We start from the raw sequence: 25040 nt of genomic DNA, 5'->3' as shown, positions 1-25040 counted from the left end.
TTAGCAAGTTTTTATTTTACTGAATTTGAACATATATCTTAATAATTAACCTTTAAAACTTTTAACCATGAAAAAAATTACTCTATTGTTGCTTACTGTTTGCAACTTGCTTTTAATAGCGCAAACAAATCGGTCTACCGATGTTACCCCGCCGAAAGTGGAGACAAAACCAATCGTCTATAAATACCCCTCGAAGGCATTTTTAACGGTGCAAGATTATCAAAATGAATTTAACGCGCAAAATCTAATTAATCCGAGAATTTATGGTCAAAATCCATTATTGACGGACAATATCACTTCACAGCAATTTGAAGCTGCTAATAATCAGTATATTGCTAATGCTGCAGATGATTTTAAAGTTCCTGCTAATAAAGTTTGGAATATAACTTCAGTGAATGCTAATGGTTATTTGCAATCAGGCACTTATCCTACCGCTTATAATGTAACATTTTACAGTAATAGTGGAACTAATTTGCCTTCGAGCATCATAAGAACAGAAGCTGTGACTCTTGCTTCGGGTTCTGCAAGTCCCTCATTAAAATTAGCAACTCCAATGTCTCTAACTGAAGGAACTTATTGGGTTTCTGTACAAGCAATTATGGACTTGAGCGGTGGTCAATGGTTCTGGAGCACTTACAATGATAGCAGCACCTTAAATCAGCCGTACGCTTGGAAAAACCCAGGAGCTGGTTTTGGATCAACTTGTACTACCAATTGGAACACTGGATCTATCTGTATTGCAGGTCAGTTAAAAGATTTACAATTCAGTTTAGATGGAACAGAATCAAGTTCTTGCAAAGTATTTACAGGAAGAATTTTACCCACCGACCCTACTCACTCTCCAAGAATCACAAGAGACGGAATTCATTCTGCGTGCGGCACAGCTAAGGTCTATCCGGGCGATTTCGGTAGTGGAGCTTTCCATTACAAAAGTTACTCATTACAAAACACTTCTGCTACTCCAGATTGCGTAACATTAAGCTTAAAAAACACAGATCCAGATGGACTTAAACAAGTTCATTTAATGGCTTATACCGGAAGTTTCAATCCTGCAAATATCTCTCAAAACTATTTAGGAGATATCGGAAATAGTTCTCTAAGTGGAGCAGTGGAAACAATGAACGTAACTATACCTGGAAACACTACTATCATACTTATAGCAAGTGAAGTAACTGGAAATACAGCATTCACTGCAGATTTTACCATTACGGTACTTTCAGCAAATTGTGCTACACTTCTTAAAACAGTAGATAACCCTAAAGGTGGTGCAGTAAATGTCTATCCAAATCCTACGACTGGTGTTTTATTTGTAAACGGAATGCAGCCAAAACAGGCGAATGTGTTTGATGTAAGCGGAAAATTAATCCCGACAAAAGTAGATGGAAATACCATCGATACTCAAAAACTGCCAAAAGGAAATTACATCCTGAAAATGGAAGACAAAGAAGGAAAAAGTGCCACCACTAAATTTAGTAAAAAATAAATACACAATTAAAAAAATGGAGAAGAGATTTACTTTTAGGAGTAGATCTCTTTTTCTTAAGAAATATTTAAAATAATGTTTGCAATAAATAAAAAGTTTCCTATATTTGCAATCTGAAAAATAAGATAAAGTTTTTACTAAAAAATATTAGCAATGCCAAAAAGAACGTTCCAGCCATCAGTAAGAAAAAAGAGAAACAAACACGGTTTCCGTTTAAGAATGTCAACACCTAACGGCAGAAGAATATTGGCTGCTAGAAGAGCAAAAGGCAGAAGAAGTTTAACTGTAAGTACACAGAGAGCTAAGAGATAATCTTTAGAACTATCACAACATAATTATGCTTGAAAAGTAATTTTTCAAGCATTTTTTGTTGTTAATTATTGCTAAAGTGTACGCTCAGAAGAAAGATTTTTTCTATTTTTGGGCTGCTATTCTAGCATACTTAATTCATCAATAACAATTAAACAAGATATGCCACATACTTATCAGGAAGGCCAAGATGTAATCCAGCTGAAAAATGCAAAAATTGCGCAGAAGAATTTCACAGTACTGAATGACGTGAACCTCAATATTAAAAAAGGAAGATTCTGTTACCTTATCGGGAAAACTGGGTCGGGAAAAAGTTCTTTATTAAAGACGCTTTATGGTCACATTCCATTAAGTTCAGGACAGGGGCAAATTGCAGGGTTTGACTTAGCGAAATTGAGACCTTCAGATATTCCAAATTTAAGAAGAAAGTTAGGGATTGTTTTTCAAGACTTTCAATTATTACCAGATAGAACCGTCGAAAAGAATTTAAAATTCGTTCTCGAAGCGACTGGATGGAATGATAAAACTAAAATGGATGACCGGATTAATGAGGTTTTGGCAAGTGTCGGAATGAAATCTAAGAAACACAAAATGCCGCATGAACTTTCTGGAGGTGAGCAACAGCGTATCGCCATCGCGAGAGCGCTTCTTAACCATCCAGAATTGATCTTAGCTGATGAACCAACAGGTAATCTAGATCCAGAAACTTCGAACGAAATTATGACCTTATTGAAGCAGGTTGCTTTTGAAAATAACTCTGCCGTTGTAATGGCAACTCATGATTATCACATGATTCAAAATTTCCCTGGAGAAGCGATCAGATGTGAGGATGGGAAAGTTTCAGTTTTAGATACGGCTGAGCTTTTTGAATAGATTTCAATTCACTTTAAAACATAAAAAATCCTGTAATTTCTTACAGGATTTTTCTATTTAATTTGGATGATAAATTCTTAACCTTTGAATTGACCCATCGCAATAAACTTATCTTGCCTTTGGGTTTCTAATTCTTTATCAGTAAATTTAGAAAACGCTTTGATGTTTTGAAGGATAGAAACCTTCAAATGATCGTAAGCGACTTGCGGTTCGTAGTGAGCGCCACCAAGTGGTTCTTCTACAATTCCATCAATAAATTTTTCTTTTAAAGCATCGTCAGGCGTTAATTTCAAAGCATTGGCTGCATCTTCTTTATGATCCCAGTTTCTCCAAAGAATTGAGGAACAGCTCTCCGGTGCGATTACTGTGTACCAAGTGTTTTCAAGCATGTATACTTTATTTCCAACGCCAATTCCTAAGGCTCCACCACTTGCTCCTTCCCCAATAATGTAAACAAAAATCGGAGTTTTCAGCATGGTCATCTCAAAAATATTACGGGCGATGGCTTCACCTTGTCCGCGCTCTTCTGCTTCTAAACCAGGATAAGCTCCAGGAGTATCAATTAAAGAAATGACAGGAATTTTAAATTTCTCTGCAAGTTTCATCAATCTTAAAGCTTTTCGATATCCTTCTGGATTACTCATTCCAAATCTGCGGAATTGTCTTTCCTTAGTCGTTCTACCTTTCTGAGTTCCGATGATCATTACCCTTTGTCCGTCGATGGTCGCTAAACCGCCAATCATAGCGGGATCATCAGCAAAATTTCGGTCGCCGTGTAATTCTAAGAAACTGTCTTTGTCCGTAATCCCTTTAATAAAATCTAAAGTATAAGGCCGATCCGGATGACGAGAAAGTTGCACACGTTGCCATGGCGTAAGATTATGATAGATTTCTTTTTTCTTTTCAATAATTTTATCTTCGATTTGCGAGCAAGCGAGTTTAACATCTACACCACTTTCTTCGCCCACCAATGAACAGGTTTGATACTGGTCCATCAGCTCTTTAATCGGAAGTTCAAAACTTAAGTATTCCATTTCTATTATTAAAATTATCTTTCAAATTTAGTGAAAATTAAAGAAAGTTATTGAATATTATTCACTGCATTTTTGATCCTCGCGATAGTCTCTTCTTTTCCAAGGATTTGCATAATATCGGGTACATCTGGACCTTTTAATTCTCCAACTAAAGCTAAACGAAGTGGCATCATTACTTTTCCCATTCCTAATCCTTTGCTTTCTGCAAAGTCATGGATGTCTTGTTTCAAAATTTCTGGTTCGAAAACGGAGTCTTGTAACTTGAGAGTAAATTCATTCATAACTTGCGCGGCTGCTTCATTCCAGGATTTCTTCACCGCTTTCTCATCATATTCAGTTGGTGACGTAAAGAAAAATTTGCCATCGTTATAAATGTCTTTTACAAAAACAGCTCTTTCCTTCATTAATGAAATGATTTTCAATAATTTTTCGTCGCTGCAGTTGATTAGGTCAATTCCGTCTGCATTCTTTAATAAATCCCGAACTTCTTCATCAGATTTTGCTCTTAGATATTCGCTGTTAAACCATTCTGCCTTTTCTTTATTAAATCTCGCGCCAGCTTTGTGAACTTTATTTAAATCAAATTCAGCGGCCATTTCTTCCAAAGTCAAAATCTCCCGATCATTAGCTGGACTCCAACCTAAAAGCGCTACCATATTAATAAAAGCTTCAGGAAGATACCCTTCTTCTCGAAAACCTTTAGAAATATTTCCAGTTTCAACATCAGTAAAATTTAAAGGAAATACGGGGAAACCGAATTTATCACCGTCTCTTTTACTTAATTTTCCTTTTCCTTCTGGTTTTAGAATTAATGATAAGTGGGCAAATTTTGGCCTTTCCCAACCCATTGCTTCGTATAATAAATAATGCAGTCCCAATGATGGCAACCATTCTTCACCACGAATGACGTGAGAGATTTCCATTTCATGATCATCAACGATATTGGCAAAATGATAAGTTGGCATTCCGTCATTTTTCACCAAAACCTTATCATCTAAAGTGTTTGTATTTACAGAAGATTTACCACGAATAATATCTTCCAAATTTAAAACCCGGTCAACCGGCATTTTGAAACGCACAACGAAAGGAACTTTTTCATCAACAAGTTTCTGAACTTCTTCTTTTGAAAGCGTTAAAGAGTTTTTTAGTCTGTTTCTACTAATATGATCATAAGCGAAGACTTCGCCGTTTTGTTCAAATTCTTTTCGTACCTCATCTAACTCTTCCGTAGTATCGAAGGCGATATAAGCGTAATCAGTCTTCAGCAATTCTATTAAATGCATATCGTAAATATCTCGACGTTCTGATTGTCTGTAGGGCGCAAATTTACCACCATGTTTAGGACTTTCATCTGGAATAATTCCGCACCACTCCAAGGCTTCCATAATATAGTCTTCAGCACCTTCCACAAATCTTGCAGTATCGGTATCTTCAATTCTCAGTATAAATTCTCCGCCTTGATTTTTGGCAAAAAGATAATCATATAAGGCAGTTCTAACTCCTCCTAAATGTAAAGGCCCGGTAGGACTTGGTGCAAAACGCACTCTTACTTTGCTCATTTTCCTTTATTTTAAGTTACAAATTTAAAGAAAAATTCAGCGTTGGGTAATATTTCTTATTTTTGTAGCTTAAATTTTGTTCTATATGCTAGAAATTGGTGACAGACCGTGGGGGAAATATTATGTTTTGGAAGATGAACCTCATTATAAATTGAAAAGAATCGAGGTCAATCCTGGCCAGCGACTGTCTTATCAGTTTCATCATCACCGCCAGGAATACTGGACAATCGTAGAAGGAGAAGCAGTCGTAACTTTAGATGGAGAAGAAATCTTCATCAAATATGGCGAAAGCATTCACATTCCTTTAGGTGCAAAACATCGAATTGAAAACCGTTCGGCGGAATTAGTCGTTTTTGTAGAAGTACAAACTGGAACTTATTTTGGGGAAGATGATATTGTGAGGTTGCAGGATGATTATGAGCGATAATAATATATAATATTTTTAAAATGCTTTTTAAAAAACTATATAGACAATTTAAAAAAGATCGAAAATTTAAAAAGACTTTAAGGAGATTTGATACTACTCTATTTCCTATCGAATTTTTTGAAGATAATAAAATCAGTTTTCCATCTGAAGAAAACCCTTTGGTTTCCATCATAATTCCCATTCATAATCAACTAAAATACACTCTTAATTGTCTTTATTCTATCATGAAAGTAGAAGATGGGATTGCCAAAGAAATTATCATCATTGACTATAAAAGCACTGATCAATCTCTAACTTTTCTAAAAAATATCAACGGAATTACGATTATTGAAAACAAAGAAAATATCGGCTTTCTAAGAAGTGTTAATAAGGGAATTGAGAAAGCTAATTCTGAATTTATTTATTTACTAAATAATGACACTAAAGTTCTTCCCCAATATTTATCTAGTCTTCTTGAAGTTTTTAGAAATAATAAAGATGCAGGCGCCGTAGGTTCAAAACTAATATTTGCGGGTGGAACTCTACAAGAAGCAGGCTGTTTATTATTTAATAATGAAGTGGCCGTTAACAGAGGAGCTGCCCAATCGGTTGATGACCCAAAATTTAATTACTTAAAAAAAGTAGATTATTGTTCTGGTTGTAGTTTGCTTTTTAAAAGAGTTGATAGAGAACAAAACCTCAATCTGTTAGCCGAGATTTACTCGCCCGCGTATTATGAGGAAACCGATTTATGCATGAGATTAATTCATGACCAAGGTCTAACTGTATATTATCAACCTCAGTCAGAAATTATTCATTTTGAAAACATTAGTTATCAAAATAAAACTCAAAATAAAACCAAATTAATTCAGAAAAACCATAGAATATTTTGGGATCAATGGAAATCTAAGATATTAAATAACCAAGCGATTAGTTCTTCAGATAAAAAAGTCCTCAATGATCATGTGGGCTATGAAAAAATAATGCTTTTGGTTGAGGAATACGTGCCGAAATACGATCAAGATTCTGGTTCTAATCGATTTACAGAAATTGTAAAAATTTTAGTCAACAATAAATGCAAAGTTTATTTACTCGTAAAAAATATTCATGTAGATGATGATTACACCTACATTTCGCTGTTTGAAAGTATGGGTGTAGAGGTTATCAGAGAATATCTATCCACAAAAGGCGAAATTACAAGAGTAGAAAAACAGATCGATTCTATATACCAAACCATCGATTATATTTGGGTTTTCCGTCCAGAAGGATATGAATATTATAGTAACTTTTTACGCAAAGCAGATTGTAAAGCCAAGATCATTTACGATATGGTCGATCTACATTTCCTAAGATTTACGAGGGAAACTGATTTTATTGAAAAATCAAAAGATCAACTTAAAAGAGAAAACGAAGTAAAAGAATTAGAACAGAAAGCCTTAAAAGAAGCAGATTTTGTTGTTGCTATTAGCGATAAAGAAAAAGTCATCATCATCGATTTAGGAATTGACAAGGAAAAAGTTTTCATAGTTAGTAATATTCACAGCGTGAAAGAAAACATAACCCAACCCAACTTTAAAGACCGAAATGATTTAATTTTTATCGGTGGGTTTCATCACCAGCCTAATGTTGATGCAGTTTTATATTTAAATAAAGAAATCATGCCACTGGTTTGGGAAAAGAATGAAAATATAAAAGTGAAAATCATTGGCGGTAGTTTACCTGACGAAATAAAAGCTCTTCACACGGAACGATTTCAAATTCTTGGCTATCAAAAGGACATCGATCATTATTTTCTTTCGGCGAAAGCGTTTGTTGCGCCTTTACGTTATGGTGCTGGCGTGAAAGGAAAAATCGGGCAGGCTTTAGAATATAAATTACCTGTAATTTCTACCAATATTGGGGTTGAAGGCATGATGCTGAAGCCTGATATTAATGTATTAGTTGCAGAAACCGACGATGCTCAAAGTTTTGCAAATCATATTTTACAAATATATAAAGATGAGCAATTATGGAAAAAACTGCATAATAATAGTGAAGAAGGGTTAGATTATTTTTCTGTGAAAAAACAAGAGGAAAATATAATAGAACTCTTACAATTTTAAAAAAAAATTACTTATTGTATTATTCTTTTTATCCAACTTCCAAACGAGTACTTCTCGACAATCTCTAGCGGAATTTCGTAGTAAGGAATTTTCAGAAAGTTTTCTATTTCCCCATAATTATCGTCAATAACGAAGATATTATCTGGATGATAAAAATCGTAAGTTTTCACCATTTTATTATCTGTTATCACTTTTTTCTTGTAATACATTGCTTCAAAAAATCTGATTGAAAGTCCATTGTGTACGGGATCTACAAAATCTAACAACACATCTGCCTCTTCTACATTTTGCAGATTTTCTAAAAATGTAATGCGGTTTTTAATGTACTTAATTTTCGGGTTTTTGATTTCAGCTTGATGACAATATTGGATTAAGACGGAAAGTTCTACATCTTTGTTAGACATTTCCGCAATAAACCGGTCAATTTTCTCTTCCCTATTTCCCCAATATAAACCGACAAAATAAAGCCTAGGTTTTTGGTGATTAAATACCTTATAAGTCGGCGGAAGACAGTCAAAATAAAAATTAGTGATCAATTTAATATTGTTTTCTTGATCCTCCGCATCAAAGCAGAAAAACGAATCAAAGAGTGGAATATATTTTCTGACTTGAGGGAATTTTTCGAGCCCGTCCCATTGATAAGCGATAAGTTTTTTCGTCTTTTTTTTCAGTTCTTTGATTACAGAAATAGGAAATAAATCTGGCCGGATAACCAACACATAATCTAAATCTTTCTCGATGGCTGCAATCCTCCTAAAGTATTCTTTCAGTTTATGCTTTGCAATAAGTTCTTTTTTATAATCTTTATTTTTAAAAAAGGTTTTCTTAAAAAAATTGATTACTCGTTCATTATTTTGATACTTAAATCTTGAAGGAGTATCGGTAATAACACTCGCCGAAAACCCTTCCTTTTCTAAGTTTCTTAAAAAGAGTTGAGGGAAATCCGAATAATCTGGCGAAAGCAAAAGAAAGGTTTTACGAGTTACCATTTGATTGTAAGAAAAAAGAGATTCTAAAAGTGTTGACAATTTTTCTAAGGCTATTCACTGGGTTACGAAAGAAATATTGTTCAATAGTTCTAAAATTTTGTAAAGATAATTTATTTATCGTTTTGTAATAAATTGCATTATTCTTAGACAGAATATTTTCATTTCCTAACGGTCTGTGACAATTTTTTAATGCCGCTTCTAATCTTGAAATTAGTTCATCACTAAGCTTCGACCGTTCTCTAATAGCAAAATCAAGAAATATTTTTTTTATATAAACCGCATACCAGCTTGCAATTAAAGTAAAGCGGTCGTGTTGAGAATATTTTTCAATGATCTCCTCCATAATTTGAATATAGGATTCTAAATTTCTGTCACCGACATTTTTTGTAATAGAATCTTGATTATCAATTCTATAAAAATAAGTTTCGCTATTTATAAATTTTACATTTTCAGCCAACAACATGGTTTCAAAAAACCACAACTCATCTTCATGCACAATCCCAGATTTGAAGCGAAGGTCATTTTTATCAATAAAATCTTTTCGATACAGTCTATTTTGCGCTACGGGCGTAAGACCAGTTTCCATCGTTCTAATCAAAACTTCAAAATGATTGTTTGGAAAGGTCACTGTGCCTTCTTTTGGATAAAGTAATTGCGATTCCTTAACTATAGTGCCATTAGAAAAAGCCGAAGCTGTTGTAATTCCTGTAATGATATCATTGTTTTCGAAACACGAAACCAAATTGCTGATTGCATCGTTGCTCAAAATATCATCGGAATCTAAAAAAAATAAAAATTCTCCGTTCGCATTATCGATTCCTTTATTTCTAGTAGCTGACAGACCTAAATTTTCTTGGGTGAAAACACTAATTCGGATTTCTTTAGATTCAAAACTCTTTATTATTTCTAAAGTATTATCCTTACTGCCATCATTGATTAAAATGCATTCCCAGTTTTCATAATCTTGTACTAACACAGAATTGATGCACGCTTCAATATATTTTTCGACATTATAACAAGGGACAACAATAGAAACAAGCGGGCTTTTTATCATTTCTTAGAAATTAATTTTGCATATAGCTTCGGATAATAATAGTATAATCTTAGATAAAAATAATATTCGACACCTATATCTTTAACGGGATATTTGAGAAACGATTTGAATGACTGTCGAATTTTTTCCTTTTCAGCTTGCAATTCTTCTTTGGACGTATTCCGGATAATTCGCTTGAGAACCATCAGAAGTTTTCTAATAATATTTTTTGTGATACTTCCTTGATTGTGCAACGGTGTTGTATTTTGCCAAAAGTTGAAAACCTCCATTATCGCCAGATAGAAATAATACGCAGTTTGCGGTGAAAGGTTGTGCGAAAGACTGTCTTCATGTTGAATATAGTGATAAAGCTTTTCATCGGATTTAACAACCTTTACCGCTTTGTCGAAAATTTTGAAAAGGGTTGAATAATCTTCAAAACATTTCAAGTTTTCAGGGAAGCTGACACTTTTTAAAAAAGTCGCTTTGTATAATTTCCCCCACGGATGACTTTGGACAACTTCATCTTCTAATAAAAGTATCAAAGCTCTTTTTCCATCAAATATCTTCTCGCTTGAAGTAGGTTTATTGAAAATAACGTTTCCGTTTTCATCTTCGTAAGAAGCTTCTACAATGGAAATATCAGCATTTTCGGTAACAAGAAGATTATGAAGTTCAGAACAATAATTTGGTTCAACCCAGTCATCAGAATCGACAAAACAAATATATTTTCCTGTAGCCGCTTTTACTCCTTTATTCCTTGCTTTTGAAACGCCATAATTTTCTTGTCTAATAATTTTAATGCGTTTATCTTCACTTTCAAACTGTTCATAGATTGTTGAAGTCCGATCTGTAGAGCCATCATCAACAATTATGATCTCTAAATTCAAGAAAGATTGTTGAATGACAGAATCAAGACATTTTTCTAACGTCTGTTCGGCATTATAACAAGGAATAATTAAACTTATTAGTGGAAGACTATTCATGAGAATCACAACTGGCTACTCGTTGAGTTAGGGCAAATTTAGGTATTAAAAGAAAACAGTAGTATATATTTTCAGCATCAAACGAAGACCTTAATAAACAAGCATGCTTGCTACATATTAAAGTTGCAATTTAATAGAAAATATCAAGCCAGACAAATTTTTGATATCCGCTGTTTTATGCTAAATTTGACTAATAAATTACCCATTTAGAATGCTACCAAAGGCTTTTAAATAAATTTAAGTAACATGAACATTGTATACCTCGTATTTGGCAATAATATGGATCATTACCAGCAAGTATATTTTTCAATATATACGGCATTGGCTTATAAAAATGCCGGCGATAGAATTATAGTTGTTGCTGAAAACCCTTTACTGTTTAAATCATTAGAAGAAAATATTGAAATAATACCGATCAACAGAGATTTAATTAAAAAGTGGGAAGGAAAACATGAATTTTTTTGGAGAGTGAAAATTAAAGCACTTCAGCTTATTGCTCAAAAATATCCTTTGGATTCCATTCTATATTTGGATGGTGATACTTTCTTTTATAGAAACATGGATGCCCTACGTAATGGTCTTATAAACGGACAAAATTACATGCATACAGACGAAGGGAAGCTTTCCTCACTTTCCTCAAAAACAGAGCGATTAATGTGGCGTCAGATGAAAGGCAAAGCCTATCACAATACGATAATCGATGAAAATTCGGCGATGTGGAATGCCGGACTTATTGGAATTTCGGATAAACATTTCGAGTGCCTAGAATTAACTTTAGAAATTAATGATGCCATGTGCGCCGATGATGTTACACGACGATTGATAGAACAGTTTGCTTTCTCTTTGGGACTTAACAAATATTCAGCCTTGCAACCTGCGGATCATATCGTGGGTCATTATTGGGGGAATAAGCAACAATGGAATAAAATCATCGATCATTTCTTGAAAGAATGCTTTATGAAAAATTATTCTATTGATCAAATCATCGAACTTGTGCGAGAAATGGATCTTACTCAATATGCGATTAATGTAAAAGAATCTAATACTCAAAAAAAACTAAAAATGTTTATTGATCAATTTTTCAAGAACAAAAAATCTGTTTATATAAATAATTAATTTTCCAGGTTAAATTTTCAACTTACAAAGATCGAATCACTAACTCTTAATAAAAAAATGGTCGAGATTTTTTTCGACCATCTTTAGATGTAGTAATTACTTATTAACTTTCAGGTTTTTGTAGGTTTCATTAACATAAAGGCTTTGGAGGTAGCTTATTTTCAGTCCGTCAATTCCGTCCAAAAAACCTAACTTTATAATGTAGGTTTTCAGAAACTTCAATGCAACTTTGCCCCAATGAGTGATGATGGAGTATTTCTTTCCTTTGTCAGCAAGTTCATTTCCTTTTAATAAACCGTAATAAAGCATTTTACTTTTGAATTGTTCAAAGTTTTCAAAAGAATAGTGAAGTAATTTGTTTTTCAAAATACCAATGGAGCCCTGAACGTCAAGTGTTTCATGTACTTTTTTATCGGCGACATATCTGCATTTACTCTTTCGAAAAAGTCGAAAATTTTTATCGTTTTGAGTTCCAGAAAAATGGATGGGTTTTTCGCCTAAATAAAACTTTCTATAAAAATAGTAAGCGTTTTTTTTATCGGATTTATTTAACTCAGTAATAATCTCCGTCTGCAATTCTGGCGTAATTCTTTCATCGCCATCTAAAAAAAGCACCCAATCATTTTTTGCCTGATCAAGTGCTAAATTTCTCTGTTTCGTGAAGTCTTCGAACTTTTGCTGAACGATTTTGACTTTAGGATTTTGACGTGCGATCTCAACCGTTTGATCAGAACTGAAAGAATCGACTACAATTATTTCATCACAAATTGAAAAATTATCAAGAATTTCCTGAATGTTTTTTTCTTCATTAAAAGTGATAATCAGACCGCTGATTTTTTCTTTCAGTTCCAAAATTTAATCTTTTTTAAATTCCATAATTGTTTTCTCAATTATGGCAACACAATCCATCATTTGCTCTTCGGTAATTACTAAGGGTGGCGCAAGACGAATGATGTTTCCGTGTGTAGGTTTTGCCAGCAGACCATTTTCTTTCAGCTTCACGCAAAGATTCCAGGCAGTTTCACTTTCTGGGGTATCATTAATGATAATGGCATTGAGCAAACCTTTTCCGCGCACTTTTACAACCAGATCTGTCTTTGCAATAATCTTATTCATTTCCAGACGGAACAAATCTCCAAGCTTACGAGCATTCTGAATTAGATGTTCCTCTGAAACAACATCTAAAGCCGCCATTGCCACTTTCGCCGCAATAGGATTACCGCCAAACGTGGAACCATGTTGACCCGGTTTAATGACTTCCATAATATGGTCATCTGCTAAAACGGCCGAAACTGGATACGCTCCGCCTGATAACGCTTTACCTAAAATTAAAATATCTGGTTTTGTATAAGTAGCTTGTCGTTCGCATTGATTTTCGCAGGTGCAATTTCCGCAAACTGCTAACAGACTGCCAGTACGGGCGATTCCAGTTTGAACCTCATCGGCTATAAATAACATATTGTTCGCGTGACAAATTGCTTGTGCTTTAGCCACGAAATCTTCATCTGGTGTATAAACTCCGGCTTCACCTTGAATAGGTTCCACCAAAAAGCCAACTACGTTTTTCTGTTTCGCTACTTCTTCCAAAGCTGCAATATCATTGTAAGGAATACTCACAAATCCACCAGTGTATGGTCCGAAATTATCCCGAGCATTGTCATCATCAGAAAAGGAAATGATGGTTGTTGTTCTTCCGTGGAAATTTCCTCTACACACAACAATGACCGCCTGATTTTCTGCAATGCCATTTTTCTCGTAAGCCCATTTTCGACATAGTTTAATAGCCGTTTCCACTGCTTCAGCACCAGTGTTCATAGGCAATACCTTGTCAAAATCAAAATATTCAGTCACATATTTCTCATAAGGTCCTAAAACATTATTATGAAAAGCACGAGAAGTTAAAGCTAATTTTCCAGCTTGCTCAACTAATGCGGCCAAAATTTTCGGATGAGAATGCCCTTGATTGACGGCTGAATAGGCAGACAGGAAATCGAAATATTTTTTTCCTTCAACATCCCAAACGTACACGCCGTCGCCTTTTTCTAAAACCACCGGAAGTGGATGATAATTGTGAGCGCCGTGGTCATTTTCTAAATCGATGTAATAATGAGAATTCTTTTGTTGGGTAGCTACTGACATATATTTACTTTTTACAAATTTAATGATTATTAATGAAATTTTTGGAAATGCAAAATGCCTCAAGAGGAGGCATTTTTATTTAAATTGTAGTTGATTTAAACATCATATTTTTTATCCATCACAAAATCTTCCATGAATTTCGTGGTGTACTCGCCAGCAAGATAATTTTCATCTTCCATCAATTGTCTGTGGAAAGGAATTGTTGTCTTGACACCTTCAATATAAAATTCTTCCAGTGCACGTTTCATTTTTGCGATGGCTTCTTCACGAGTCTGTGCGGTCGTAATTAGCTTGGCAATCATTGAATCGTAGTTGGATGGAATTGTGTAACCTGAATAAACATGGGTATCAACCCGGATTCCATGTCCGCCTGGAATATTCAATTCTGTAATTTTCCCTGGTGAAGGTCGGAAATCATTGAAAGGATCTTCGGCGTTAATTCTGCATTCAATTGAGTGCAATTTTGGAAAATAATTTTGTCCTGAAATAGCAGTTCCTGAAGCCAAAAGAATTTGCTCCCGAACCAAATCAAAATCTACCACTTGTTCTGTAATCGGATGTTCTACCTGAATTCTGGTATTCATTTCCATGAAATAAAAATCACGGTTTTTATCAACTAAAAATTCGATCGTTCCTACGCCTTCATAACCAATATATTCAGCAGCTTTTACCGCAGCATCTCCCATCTTCTGACGAAGTTCATCCGTCATAAATGGTGAAGGGGTTTCTTCAGTTAACTTTTGATTTCTTCTCTGAACAGAACAGTCTCTTTCAGATAAATGACAAGCTTTTCCATATTGATCACCAGCAATTTGAATCTCGATATGACGAGGTTCTTCAATCAATTTTTCCATGTACATTCCGCCATTTCCAAAAGCAGCTACTGCTTCCTGAACTGCAGATTCCCAATGCTCTTTCATATCCGCTTCTTTCCAAACGGCGCGCATTCCTTTTCCACCACCTCCAGCGGTCGCTTTAATCATCACTGGATACCCGACTTCTTTTGCAATTTCTATGGCGTGTTCGTAAGAATCAATCAATCCATCTGAACCCGGAACACAAGGAACTCCAGCTTCTTTCATGGTTGCTTTAGCGTTAGCTTTATCTCCCATTCTATCGATTTGCTCAGGCGTGGCACCAATAAATTTAATTCCATTTTTCTGACAAATTCTAGAAAAATTAGCATTCTCAGATAAAAACCCATAACCTGGATGAATAGCATCAGCGTTGGTAATTTCTGCGGCAGAAATAATATTTGGAATTTTCAGGTAAGAATCTTTGCTCATCGGCGGACCAATGCAAACTGCTTCATCAGCAAATCTCACGTGGAGACTGTCTTTATCAGCAGTAGAATAGACGGCAACGGTTTTGATTCCCATTTCTTTGCAGGTACGTAGAATTCGCATTGCAATTTCGCCGCGATTGGCGATTAATATTTTTTTGAACATCTATTTAAGAATTTTAAATTTTGAATCTTTAATTTTAAATTATTTCAAATGAGTGCTCATCTAAAATTTACAATTTATCATTTAAAATTACTTAAGAAGGATCTACTAAAAACAAAGGTTGGTCATATTCAACAGGAGTTGCATCGTCAACTAAAACTTTCACGATTTTTCCGGAAACTTCAGATTCAATCTGGTTGAATAATTTCATTGCTTCAATTACGCAAACTACTTTTCCTTCAGTAACCTCATCACCTACGTTTACAAATAGATCTTTGTCTGGAGAAGGTTTTCTGTAGAAGGTACCAATCATTGGGGATTTGATTGTGATAAATTTACGATCATCTTCTAGCGCTACTTCAGGTGAAGGTGTAGAAGGAGCGGCAGCTTGTGGTGCAGCATGTGCTTGTTGTGGTGCAGTATGATAAACCGCTGGTGACGCCATAGAATTCGTTTCGCTTCCTGCTAGCGGAGTTTTTATGGTAATTTCGAAGTCTTTAGTTTTGTATTTTACTTCTGAAACTTCAGCCTTTGATACAAATTTAATAAGATTCTGGATGTCTTTAATGTCCATATAATTGGTATTTGTTTATTATGCCAAAGATACTAAAAAACAATAAAAAACCACTCAAAATTGAAAAAATTGAGTGGTTTATGTATAAAATAGAAGTTTTTATTAGGTTTTAAGCCTAAGCCTCTTCTGCAGTTTCTACTTCTTTTTCGATTACTACTTTACCTCTGTAGTATAATTTTCCTTCATGCCAGTGTGCTCTGTGGTATAAGTGCATTTCACCAGATGCTGCATCTTTTGCTAATTGAGGAACTACTGCTTTGTAGTGAGTTCTTCTTTTATCTCTTCTTGTTGACGATTGTCTTCTCTTTGGATGTGCCATTTTCTATAATTTTTTAATTTGATGAGCGATGAGTATTTGATTGCTCAATTCTCATCATTTTAAATTTAATTTTTATCTTTTAATTTCTTCAATGCTTCCCACCGTGGGTCAATTGCTGGTTCTTCTTCAACTATTTCTTTCGGACTGAATCTTTCTAAAATTTCTAAATCTTTATCAGAAATATTTGGTGAAATTTTTTTCATCGGGATTGATAACATTACTTCTTCATAAATCAATTGTGAAGCATCAAAAGCGTAATCTGTTTTCGGAATCGTAATTACATCGATATCGCTGTCATCATATTCCTCCCCAAAATTCACCAACACTTCCATTTCATGTTCAATCGGATAATCAAAATTTTCGTTGGTGATATCACAAACTAAATTAACAATGCCCGAAGTCTTAATGCAAAGCTCTAAAAACGTGGTGTGCTTATCCATAAGGATTTCAGCCACAATTCTAGGTTCTGTAAATTCTTGTTCAGTATCGAAAAGTTGAAAGAACTTCTTATCTATCTCAAAGCTGAACTCGTGTTTTCCGTTTTTAAGTCCCGAAAACACAATGCTGTAGTTTCTAAACTTGTCCATAAAATGAGGGTGCAAAAATATGCATTTTTTTTAATATTACAAATTAATCTTAAACAAATCTCTGCGAAATGTTTTAAGTATATCTTTATTAACCGCGTAAAACTGTTTTATCATCAGCGGGATTGTTCCCCGACGAATTTCTGCGAGGCTGCATGCGGTTGGTTACTAAGTCATTATACTCAGTCCTATTTTTAAAAATTTTCAAAGCCATAAAAATAGCTTCAGTAAAACTTTGCTCATCAGCAACGTTTTTTCCAGCGATGTCATAAGCAACGCCATGATCTGGAGAAGTTCTGATAAATGGTAGACCAGCAGTATAATTCACGCCTTCTTCATACGCTAATGTTTTGAAGGGCGCCAAACCCTGATCATGATACATCGCCAATACGGCATCGAAGTTTTTATATTTACTTGGTTGGAAATAACTGTCAGCTGGATATGGCCCGAAAACCAAAATACCATTATCAAATAATTCGCGGATTGCAGGCTCTATAATTTCGATTTCTTCTTTGCCGATTGCGCCGCCATCACCAGAATGAGGATTTAAACCCAGTACTGCAATTTTAGGTCGTTCAACACAAAAGTCTTCAATCAAACATTGGTTTAAGAGTTTGATTTGTTTTTTAATTTTTTCTTTTGAAATATTCGCCGCCACTTCGGAAATAGGAATATGATGGGTAGAGACCGCAACTTTCAGATCATCAGTAACCAAAAACATCAATCCTTTTTTTCCAAATTTTTCTTCTAAATATCCGGTGTGACCAGCATGCTGGAAACCGTGCTTCATCATTTCTTCTTTGTTAATGGGAGCCGTGACCAAAACATCAATCTCACCATTCATTAACGAAGTTGTAGCAGCTTCTAAGGAATCAATTGCCATTCGGGTCGATTCTTCGGTAGGCGTTCCCAAATCGACATTAACATTGTCTTTCCACAAATTCACCATGTTGATTTTATCATCTTGTGCTTGTGAAACTTCATTGATATAATTAAAAACATGCTGAAGTTTGAAAATGTTCTTCTGATACGTAAACAACTTTCCGGAACCAAAAATAATGGGAGTAAAAAAATCGGTAATAGATTTATCTTTCAGAGATTTCATGATGATTTCTGGACCGATTCCGTTGTAATCACCTATAGAAATTCCCACTTTTATTTTATGTTGTTTCGGACTCATTTTTATTATCTTTGAAAATTAATAGAATTTTACAAATTTAACAATTTAGGATTAACTAGTCTTACTTTATTTTAATTCTGAAGGATTATTAGATGTTTAGTTCATCTTTTCTCTTAAAAAACCTAAAAATATGTTTACAGGAATTGTAGAAGCAACGGGAGTTGTGGAAGCCATCAATCATAACGAAAGCAATATTGATTTTATTTTAAATAGTCCTTTCACACAAGAATTAAAAATTGATCAAAGTTTAGCTCATAATGGCTGCTGCTTAACCGTTGTTGAAGTTACCGAAACGAATTATCGGGTGACGGCGATTGATGAAACTTTAGAAAAAACAAATCTTGGTAAATGGAAAGTAGGTACTGAAGTGAATTTGGAACGTTGTTTGAAGTTTGACGGTCGACTCGATGGTCACTTGGTTCAAGGACACGTAGACAAAACTGGTATCGTACAGAACATAGAAGATAAGGATGGAAGTTTTTTTATAACCATTTCCTATGAAAACTCTGATGAATACACGACGGTTCCACAAGGTTCAATAACTTTAAATGGAATTAGTTTAACGGTGGCGGAAAGTGGCTTAAATGATTTTTCAGTAGCAATTATTCCCTACACGTGGGAGTTCACGAATATGAAAAGTCTGGAGCAGGGAGATACCGTCAATCTCGAATTCGATATCATTGGGAAGTATGTTAATAAATTGATGAAAAAAAATGCCATTCAGTAAATACAAAGGTTTTAGTTTACGCAATAGAGTTTTCTGGGGATTTCTAGTAATTTGTTTGCTCAGCATTACAGGCTCCTCAACCCTTTCTTATTTCATTTTAAAAAATAATGCGAAGGAACAAAGCACAACCGATTTGCAAAAACGAGCGGAGTCGCTTATGTCTGCGCTAGATTATGCAGTAAGCCACACCCAAGCGCAAACCGATGATTTGCCCCAAATTCTCTCAAACGATATTTTCGAAATCGCGGACATTAACAATCAAGATATTATCATCTATGATTTAAAGGGCAATTATGTTATTTCTAATAAAGACATCAACTTAATTTCCGTCAAAAAAATACCGTTAGACATTATCAATGGAGTTTTAAAAAGTGATAAAAGAGTCGATCTAAAAAGCTTCGACAGAAAAATTGGAGCCAATGTGACCTCCTCTTACATGATTCTTAAAAACAATATGCTCCAACCAATTGCAATAGTCTATTTCCCTTACTACCACAATGATTCTTCTTATGTAAGCATATTTAATAGATATTTAAATTATATCTTCTTTGTTAATCTGCTTATCATTGCATTTGGGGTTTGGCTCAGTTGGATCATTTCTAATAACCTAACAAATGCGGTAACTAAATTTTCAGATTTAATTAACAGGATTACTTTATTTGAGGATGATCCGCAACCCATTCGCTATTACAAAAATGACGAATTGAATCAACTGGTGAAGGCCTACAATAAAATGATTCTGCAGATTACAGAACAAAAAGAACGACTTAGTTTTAAGGATAAAGAAGAAGCTTGGCGCGAAATGGCGAAACAAGTTGCCCATGAGGTGAAAAATCCGTTAACACCGATGAAGTTGACCATTCAAAACTTCGAGAGGAAATTTAATCCAGAAGATCCAAACATTTACGAGAAAGTAAAACACCTAAGCAAAACAATGGTCGATCAAATTGATTTAGTAGCTACGGTTGCCAATGCTTTTTCGCAATTTGCTCAATTACCTGAAAAGAATAATGAAATTTTTGACTTAAATAAAGAAATAAAAAATATTATCAACATTTTCAGCGATGAGAAGATTTACTTTCACACCAATGTTGAGAAAATTATGATCGAGATGGACAAAATCTACCTCTCCCGAATCATAACCAATCTAGTTTCTAATGCTAAACAAGCAGGCGATGAGCAACGCGAAAATCTTATTAATTTGGATGTAGAACAGAGACAGAAAAGAATTATCATTACCGTTGAAGACACTGGAATTGGGATTGCGGAAGAATATTACGGCAGTATTTTCGAACCCAATTTCACCTCAAAATCGAGCGGTATGGGACTAGGACTAACGATGGTTCGTAAAATGGTGGAAGATTATAAAGGAGAAATATCGGTGAAATCTGAATTAGGAAAAGGAACTACGTTTACCATATCTCTTCCCAACAATCTTAAGTCAATAGAAAAAAGTTAAGGATAATTCTAAAGAATTTTCTGTCAATTTTTAAAAACCCTATCTATCGCAGTGAAGCCTTTTCATTTCAAACAATTTAGTATCCAGCAAGCAGAAACCGTGTTTCGTGTCGGGACAGATGGGGTTTTACTCGGTGCGAGCGCAACGGTAGATAAGGCGCGAAATATTCTGGAAGTCGGCACAGGAACTGGTTTAATATCTTTGATGCTGGCTCAACGAAATCCAAATTCTGGAATTCTCGCGATTGATATTAATGAAGATGCAGTTGAAATCGCTGCCGGAAACTTCGGAAACTCCCCCTTTCAAAATCGAGTAAAAGTTTTGTTGCAAGACTATAAAAACTTTAACCCAAAAGAGAAATACGATTTAGTTGTTTCTAATCCACCTTATTTTGAAATAAACGATTCACTTAAAGATGTTATCGCCAGACAGCAATCAGAACTTTTATTCGAGCACCTAATTTCGAATACGTCAGAGTTATTATCTTCGATCGGTTTGTTTTCCGTAATAATACCTTTTGAATCTGGAGTTTTTTTTAAAGAGAAATGTTTAAAATTTCGCTTGCATGTAAATAGACAAATACAGATTTATGGAATCAAGGATTCGAAACCGAAAAGATTAATACTGGAATTTGGATTTGAGAAAAAAGATATTGTGGAATCTGACTTCATTATCGAAAAATCCGCCAGAAAGTATACCGATGAGTATTTAAAACTTACGGAAGAATTCCATCAGTTTTCTAAGTAGATCTTTTATTTAGGAGCATTCAAAGTAATAACGATGTCCTTCCCTATATTTTTATTAGAAGAATATTTTGCATCACAAACGGAAGTGGTCACCAAATACGTTCCCTTATCAATTAAGATGAAATTTTCATTAAGCGCAGGAACATTCAGATTGTAAAATCTTTTGCCACTAATTTTTACGATTAAATTACACTTCGATTTGTTCACAATTTGCACATACGCAGTTTTGCTCGTAGGATCATTATTAAAAAGATGATTTAATAAATCTTCGGTTCTCTTGCGATGAGTACTCGTGTTCGTTTTGCCCACATCTCTTACCGCTTCCCTTTTCAGCTTGCTGGGATTAACCGCCGTAATAGTTGGTTTAGCAACTCGGGCTTTTTCGGCAGGAGTTCTATCATTATTAATAACCGCAAAAAGTTTTCTTTTAAATTCAGGTGTTTTAGGATGGCTGGGATTGAATTTAATAAAATTGGCAATCACTTGGGCATCGCTGCTTTTTTCAACCTGAGCTACCGTATATTTCGATTGCGCATAGGAAAAAATTGACATAAATAAAAATAAGAAATAAATAAATTTTTTCATCAATGAGTTAATTTTTAGAACATTAGATTTTGATAAGAACGAAAAATTGCGCTTTTTAGTTTGTGCGAAATTTATTATCTTTGCAAGGCTCAAAAACATAGCCAAATTAATCAATTTTTAATATAAATAAAAGAATATGTATACACCAGTTGCTGCAGATGTAGCTAAATTAAGAAACATTACAGGCGCAGGAATGATGGACTGCAAAAAAGCTTTAGTAGAAGCTGATGGAGACTTTGACAAAGCAATCGAAAATCTTAGAAAAAAAGGTCAGAAAGTTGCTGCCAACAGAGCAGACAGAGATTCTCACGAAGGTGCTGTGATTGCCAAATTAAACGAAGACAACACGATGGGAACCATCATCGCGTTGAATTGCGAAACTGATTTCGTTGCGAAAAACGAAAGTTTTGTAGAATTAGCACACGAACTTGCACAGCAGGCAGTTGCTTATGCAAACAAAGAAGAATTCTTAGCATCTGATTTCCACGGAGTAACTGTTGCAGATAAATTAATCGAGCAAACAGGTTTAATCGGTGAGAAAATAGAAATCGGTGCGTTCGAAAGAATTGAAGGACCTTTCTTAGGTGCTTATATTCACGCAGGAAATAAAATTGCTGCCATCTCTTCTTTATCTGCTAATGTAGATGGCGCTGCTGAAGTTGCAAAATCTGTTTCGATGCAGGTTGCTGCAATGAAGCCACTTGCTTTAGACGAAACAATGGTTTCTCAAGAAACGATTGACAAAGAATTGGATATCGAAAGAGAATTATTAACGAAAGAAGGAAAACCTGCCAACATTATCGATAATATTCTTAAAGGTAAAATGCAGAAATTCTACAAAGACAACACTTTGGTACACCAAGCATTCATCAAGGATTCAGGAGTATCTGTAGCTGACTACGTAAAATCTGTTAACAGTGATCTAAAAGTTTTAGGATATGTAAGAGCTAGTCTTACGTAATTTCTAACTTTCAAATATGATTAAAATCTCTTTCTATAACTTAGAAAGAGATTTTTTTATTGGGTTAATAGGAGTAATTTTGAAGTCTTAATTTTTATAGAATTGAAAAAAACACTTCTTCTACTTTTTGGTTTATTCTTTATCGCAGGAAATTCGCAGCAATATATTACGGTGACTTCCAAAAGCGCAGATGATCTCGTCAAAAAATTTATCGGCGTCAACAATGCAAGCTGCATCACTTTTTCAAACGCTACTGTAAAAGGATGGCAGGATTACGCAAGCACCGAACCTTTTAGCTACGGCTATTTCGAGAAAGGTACGTTACCTTTTGCTATTGACAAAGGTATTATTTTAAGTACAGGAAGTGCGCAAAAGGCACCTGGACCTAACACATCATTGTTGAGTGATGGTGCGTACAATTGGCTGGGTGATTTAGATTTAGCAAATGCTTTTCAAACATCTCCGACAAAATATATTAATGCAACCTCTCTCGAGTTTGATTTTATTGCGAACAATACAACAGAAATCAGTTTTGAGTATATGCTGTTGTCAGAAGAATATCAGAAGAGCGGCTGTGCTTATTTTGATTCTTTTGCTTTTCTTATTAGACAAGATGGAGATCCTTACTACAACAATATTGCCTTAGTCCCGGGAACTAATCAGCCAGTTTCATCACAAACCGTGAGGGGTGGCACAGACTGTCCGAGAAATCCTATGTATTTTGATCGCTTCAATTATCTGCCCGATTCTCCTCGTGTAGATTCACCCACAAATTTTGACGGTCAAACTAAGGTATTAACGGCCAAAACAAATATTATTCCAGGACAGAAATATCATATTAAGCTGGTTATAGCAGACTATGATACCACATCCCATGACTCTGCAGTATTTTTAAAAGCCGGAAGTTTTGCTGGTAAAAAGAACCTTGGTCCCGATCTTTTAATTACTACCGATAATGCAATTTGCGAAGGAATAACAAAAGACTTAGACGCAACAACTCCAGGGGCAACTTCATACAAATGGTATAAAGAAGGTATTCTACTGCCATTAGAAACAAATGCAATCTTAAAACTATCGGGTTTGCCAGGTAGCAGCGGTAACTATCAGGTAGAAGTTGATTTAGCAGGGTGTATTTTGAAAGGCTCGATTAAAGTTGAAATTCAGCCAAAAGCTGTCGTTAATTATGGAACTTATGAATTCTGCGATGAAAAATTAAACGGAAAGATCCCTATTGATTTCAATGATTTAAGTACTAGAGTTATCAATGACTTTAATCCTACTTTCCTGCCTAAATATTATCTTGATGAAGACGATGCCCGATATGATACAGGAATACCCTTACCAGACGACTGGGTTTTGACCGCTGATACTGAAATTTACGTAAGAGTTGAAAGTAGCTTAGGATGTTTACCTGAATATGGAAAATTCAAATTGATCATTGGAAAGAAAACACCGCTTATAAAAAACACATTCACAGCTACTCCGATTTGTGATAGAGAACGTAGTGGTTCAGTTGTATTGGACTTGAATAAGTACACAAAAGAGTTTACATCAAATACAACAATTGCTCCTTTGTTTTTCGCTACTCCCGCAGATGCAAGAAATAACAAAAATCCAATTTTAGCTGACCAAACGTTAAGTTCTGCATCTCACACATTTGGAATTAGAGTACAAAATGGAACAGACTGTGCCAATGTGGGTGAAATTACCATTATTAAAAAAACCCCCAATGAATCAAGCATTTTACGTGATGACAGCATTTGTGGTATTGCGAAAACTACTTTAGATGCTGGTGCTGGATTCGATTATTATAAATGGAGTACTGGTGAAGAAGGTATTTTAGAATCAAGTATTTCAAATGTGGGTATTGGAGATTACTGGGTAGATCTAAGTTCAAACGGTTGCGTTTATCGACAGTTTGTAAAAATTACAGCAGCTGAAATTCCACGAATCACCAACGTTGAAGTGTCCGGAAATACAGCAACCGTTTTTGTAAATGGTGGACAACCTGCTTATCAATATTCACTTGATTCTAAAATAGACCAAGACTTCACCAATTCTAATATATTTCAGAACATCTCACGCGGTTTGCACACGATGTATGCCAGAGATAAAAATAAGTGTGAATTAAGTGAATTTCAATTCCTCATCCTTAACTTAATAAATGTTATCACCCCAAATGGAGACGGCAAAAATGATTTCTTAGATTACTCCGATTTAAGTATTAAAAAAGACGTCAAGATAGAAATCTACAATCGTTATGGAAATCAAGTTTTCATCTCTCAAAAACCACCTTATATTTGGGATGGAAAGATGAACGGCCAACCGCTTACGACTGGAACGTATTGGTATATTTTAAACTGGATCGAGCCCGCAACCAACTCACCGGTTACCTACAAAGGTTGGGTATTGCTGAAAAACAGAGATTAAT

The 25040-nt window shown here is 34.8% G+C and carries 24 protein-coding genes; 11 read left to right on the top strand and 13 right to left on the bottom strand.

Going from position 1 to position 25040, the window contains the following annotated elements; translation table 11 throughout:
- Positions 1 to 67: 67 nt before the first annotated feature.
- The 3 genes from BMX49_RS04310 (at position 68) to BMX49_RS04300 (ending at position 2665) form a co-directional block, all read left to right on the top strand.
- On the top strand, positions 68 to 1483 hold the full coding sequence (locus BMX49_RS04310; RefSeq protein ID WP_034718894.1) for a T9SS type A sorting domain-containing protein: 1416 nt from the start codon (positions 68 to 70) through the stop codon (positions 1481 to 1483).
- Between the two features lie 153 nt (positions 1484 to 1636).
- Complete coding sequence (rpmH, locus tag BMX49_RS04305; protein ID WP_074726710.1) at positions 1637 to 1795, top strand: 50S ribosomal protein L34; 159 nt, start codon at positions 1637 to 1639, stop codon at positions 1793 to 1795.
- Between the two features lie 159 nt (positions 1796 to 1954).
- Entirely contained in the window at positions 1955 to 2665 is a 711-nt protein-coding gene (locus tag BMX49_RS04300) for a cell division ATP-binding protein FtsE (RefSeq protein WP_034718893.1), read from the top strand.
- A gap of 77 nt (positions 2666 to 2742) precedes the next feature.
- Here BMX49_RS04300 and BMX49_RS04295 read toward each other — a convergent pair whose 3' ends face one another.
- Positions 2743 to 3699, bottom strand: coding sequence for an acetyl-CoA carboxylase carboxyltransferase subunit alpha (locus BMX49_RS04295; RefSeq protein WP_034718891.1), 957 nt, complete (start codon positions 3697 to 3699; stop codon positions 2743 to 2745).
- 47 nt (positions 3700 to 3746) lie between these two features.
- Positions 3747 to 5258 (bottom strand): glutamate--tRNA ligase, encoded by a 1512-nt coding sequence (gene gltX, locus BMX49_RS04290; RefSeq protein WP_034718890.1) that lies wholly within the window; start codon positions 5256 to 5258, stop codon positions 3747 to 3749.
- Positions 5259 to 5343: 85 nt separating this feature from the next.
- On the opposite strand from gltX, the gene BMX49_RS04285 reads away from it, so the two are divergent.
- Both BMX49_RS04285 and BMX49_RS04280 read left to right on the top strand, forming a co-directional pair.
- The gene (locus BMX49_RS04285) at positions 5344 to 5685 is read left to right on the top strand and encodes a phosphomannose isomerase type II C-terminal cupin domain (RefSeq protein WP_034718888.1); all 342 of its coding nucleotides are present in this window, start codon (positions 5344 to 5346) and stop codon (positions 5683 to 5685) included.
- Between the two features lie 20 nt (positions 5686 to 5705).
- Positions 5706 to 7766: a glycosyltransferase gene (locus tag BMX49_RS04280; protein ID WP_051803693.1), complete on the top strand. Its 2061-nt coding sequence runs from the start codon at positions 5706 to 5708 to the stop codon at positions 7764 to 7766.
- Between the two features lie 11 nt (positions 7767 to 7777).
- On the opposite strand, the gene BMX49_RS04275 is transcribed toward BMX49_RS04280, so the two are convergent.
- From BMX49_RS04275 to BMX49_RS04265, 3 genes are read right to left on the bottom strand one after another with little or no spacing between them, the layout of a single operon-like run.
- On the bottom strand, positions 7778 to 8794 hold the full coding sequence (locus BMX49_RS04275; protein ID WP_143055873.1) for a WaaS/CpsH family glycosyltransferase: 1017 nt from the start codon (positions 8792 to 8794) through the stop codon (positions 7778 to 7780).
- Positions 8742 to 9809 (bottom strand): glycosyltransferase, encoded by a 1068-nt coding sequence (locus tag BMX49_RS04270; RefSeq protein ID WP_034718886.1) that lies wholly within the window; start codon positions 9807 to 9809, stop codon positions 8742 to 8744. The genes BMX49_RS04275 and BMX49_RS04270 overlap by 53 nt, the downstream gene beginning before the upstream one ends.
- Positions 9806 to 10774 carry a glycosyltransferase family 2 protein gene (locus BMX49_RS04265; protein WP_051803689.1) on the bottom strand — a complete coding sequence of 323 codons (969 nt, stop codon included), beginning with the start codon at positions 10772 to 10774 and terminating at the stop codon, positions 9806 to 9808. Before BMX49_RS04265 ends, BMX49_RS04270 begins: the two co-directional genes overlap by 4 nt.
- Before the next feature lie 246 nt (positions 10775 to 11020).
- Between BMX49_RS04265 and BMX49_RS04260 the strand changes: the two genes are divergently transcribed.
- Positions 11021 to 11890, top strand: coding sequence for a hypothetical protein (locus BMX49_RS04260; protein ID WP_051803688.1), 870 nt, complete (start codon positions 11021 to 11023; stop codon positions 11888 to 11890).
- Positions 11891 to 11986: 96 nt separating this feature from the next.
- Here BMX49_RS04260 and BMX49_RS04255 read toward each other — a convergent pair whose 3' ends face one another.
- From BMX49_RS04255 to pdxA, 7 genes are all read right to left on the bottom strand, one after another.
- Positions 11987 to 12742 carry a glycosyltransferase family 2 protein gene (locus tag BMX49_RS04255; RefSeq protein ID WP_311316293.1) on the bottom strand — a complete coding sequence of 252 codons (756 nt, stop codon included), beginning with the start codon at positions 12740 to 12742 and terminating at the stop codon, positions 11987 to 11989.
- Between the two features lie 3 nt (positions 12743 to 12745).
- Positions 12746 to 14029: an ornithine--oxo-acid transaminase gene (rocD, locus tag BMX49_RS04250; protein WP_034718884.1), complete on the bottom strand. Its 1284-nt coding sequence runs from the start codon at positions 14027 to 14029 to the stop codon at positions 12746 to 12748.
- 95 nt (positions 14030 to 14124) lie between these two features.
- Positions 14125 to 15477, bottom strand: a complete 1353-nt coding sequence (gene accC, locus BMX49_RS04245; protein ID WP_034718883.1) for an acetyl-CoA carboxylase biotin carboxylase subunit — start codon at positions 15475 to 15477, stop codon at positions 14125 to 14127.
- 91 nt (positions 15478 to 15568) lie between these two features.
- A complete protein-coding gene (gene accB, locus BMX49_RS04240) occupies positions 15569 to 16048 on the bottom strand; it encodes an acetyl-CoA carboxylase biotin carboxyl carrier protein (RefSeq protein WP_034718881.1) in 480 nt (159 codons plus the stop codon).
- A gap of 115 nt (positions 16049 to 16163) precedes the next feature.
- Positions 16164 to 16367, bottom strand: coding sequence for a 50S ribosomal protein L32 (gene rpmF, locus BMX49_RS04235; protein WP_034718880.1), 204 nt, complete (start codon positions 16365 to 16367; stop codon positions 16164 to 16166).
- 65 nt (positions 16368 to 16432) lie between these two features.
- Positions 16433 to 16954: a YceD family protein gene (locus BMX49_RS04230; RefSeq protein ID WP_034718878.1), complete on the bottom strand. Its 522-nt coding sequence runs from the start codon at positions 16952 to 16954 to the stop codon at positions 16433 to 16435.
- Positions 16955 to 17042: 88 nt separating this feature from the next.
- The gene (gene pdxA / locus BMX49_RS04225) at positions 17043 to 18131 is read right to left on the bottom strand and encodes a 4-hydroxythreonine-4-phosphate dehydrogenase PdxA (protein WP_034718876.1); all 1089 of its coding nucleotides are present in this window, start codon (positions 18129 to 18131) and stop codon (positions 17043 to 17045) included.
- A gap of 130 nt (positions 18132 to 18261) precedes the next feature.
- Here pdxA and BMX49_RS04220 point away from each other — a divergent pair, with 130 nt between their 5' ends.
- The 3 genes from BMX49_RS04220 to BMX49_RS04210 are packed head-to-tail and all read left to right on the top strand — an operon-like array spanning position 18262 to position 21064.
- Positions 18262 to 18858 carry a riboflavin synthase gene (locus BMX49_RS04220; protein ID WP_034718874.1) on the top strand — a complete coding sequence of 199 codons (597 nt, stop codon included), beginning with the start codon at positions 18262 to 18264 and terminating at the stop codon, positions 18856 to 18858.
- Positions 18845 to 20317 (top strand): sensor histidine kinase, encoded by a 1473-nt coding sequence (locus BMX49_RS04215; RefSeq protein ID WP_034718873.1) that lies wholly within the window; start codon positions 18845 to 18847, stop codon positions 20315 to 20317. Before BMX49_RS04220 ends, BMX49_RS04215 begins: the two co-directional genes overlap by 14 nt.
- A 51-nt stretch (positions 20318 to 20368) precedes the next feature.
- Positions 20369 to 21064, top strand: a complete 696-nt coding sequence (locus BMX49_RS04210; RefSeq protein ID WP_034718871.1) for a tRNA1(Val) (adenine(37)-N6)-methyltransferase — start codon at positions 20369 to 20371, stop codon at positions 21062 to 21064.
- Positions 21065 to 21069: 5 nt separating this feature from the next.
- Here BMX49_RS04210 and BMX49_RS04205 read toward each other — a convergent pair whose 3' ends face one another.
- Entirely contained in the window at positions 21070 to 21648 is a 579-nt protein-coding gene (locus BMX49_RS04205; RefSeq protein WP_034718869.1) for a DUF6759 domain-containing protein, read from the bottom strand.
- Positions 21649 to 21784: 136 nt separating this feature from the next.
- Here BMX49_RS04205 and tsf point away from each other — a divergent pair, with 136 nt between their 5' ends.
- Positions 21785 to 22609 carry a translation elongation factor Ts gene (tsf, locus tag BMX49_RS04200; RefSeq protein WP_034718868.1) on the top strand — a complete coding sequence of 275 codons (825 nt, stop codon included), beginning with the start codon at positions 21785 to 21787 and terminating at the stop codon, positions 22607 to 22609.
- A gap of 102 nt (positions 22610 to 22711) precedes the next feature.
- Positions 22712 to 25039, top strand: coding sequence for a choice-of-anchor L domain-containing protein (locus BMX49_RS04195; protein ID WP_051803686.1), 2328 nt, complete (start codon positions 22712 to 22714; stop codon positions 25037 to 25039).
- The last annotated feature ends 1 nt before the right edge of the window (position 25040 follow it).

The organism is Kaistella antarctica, assembly GCF_900109615.1.
GTDB classification, from domain to species: domain Bacteria; phylum Bacteroidota; class Bacteroidia; order Flavobacteriales; family Weeksellaceae; genus Kaistella; species Kaistella antarctica.
This window is presented reverse-complemented; position numbering and strand designations above follow the sequence as displayed.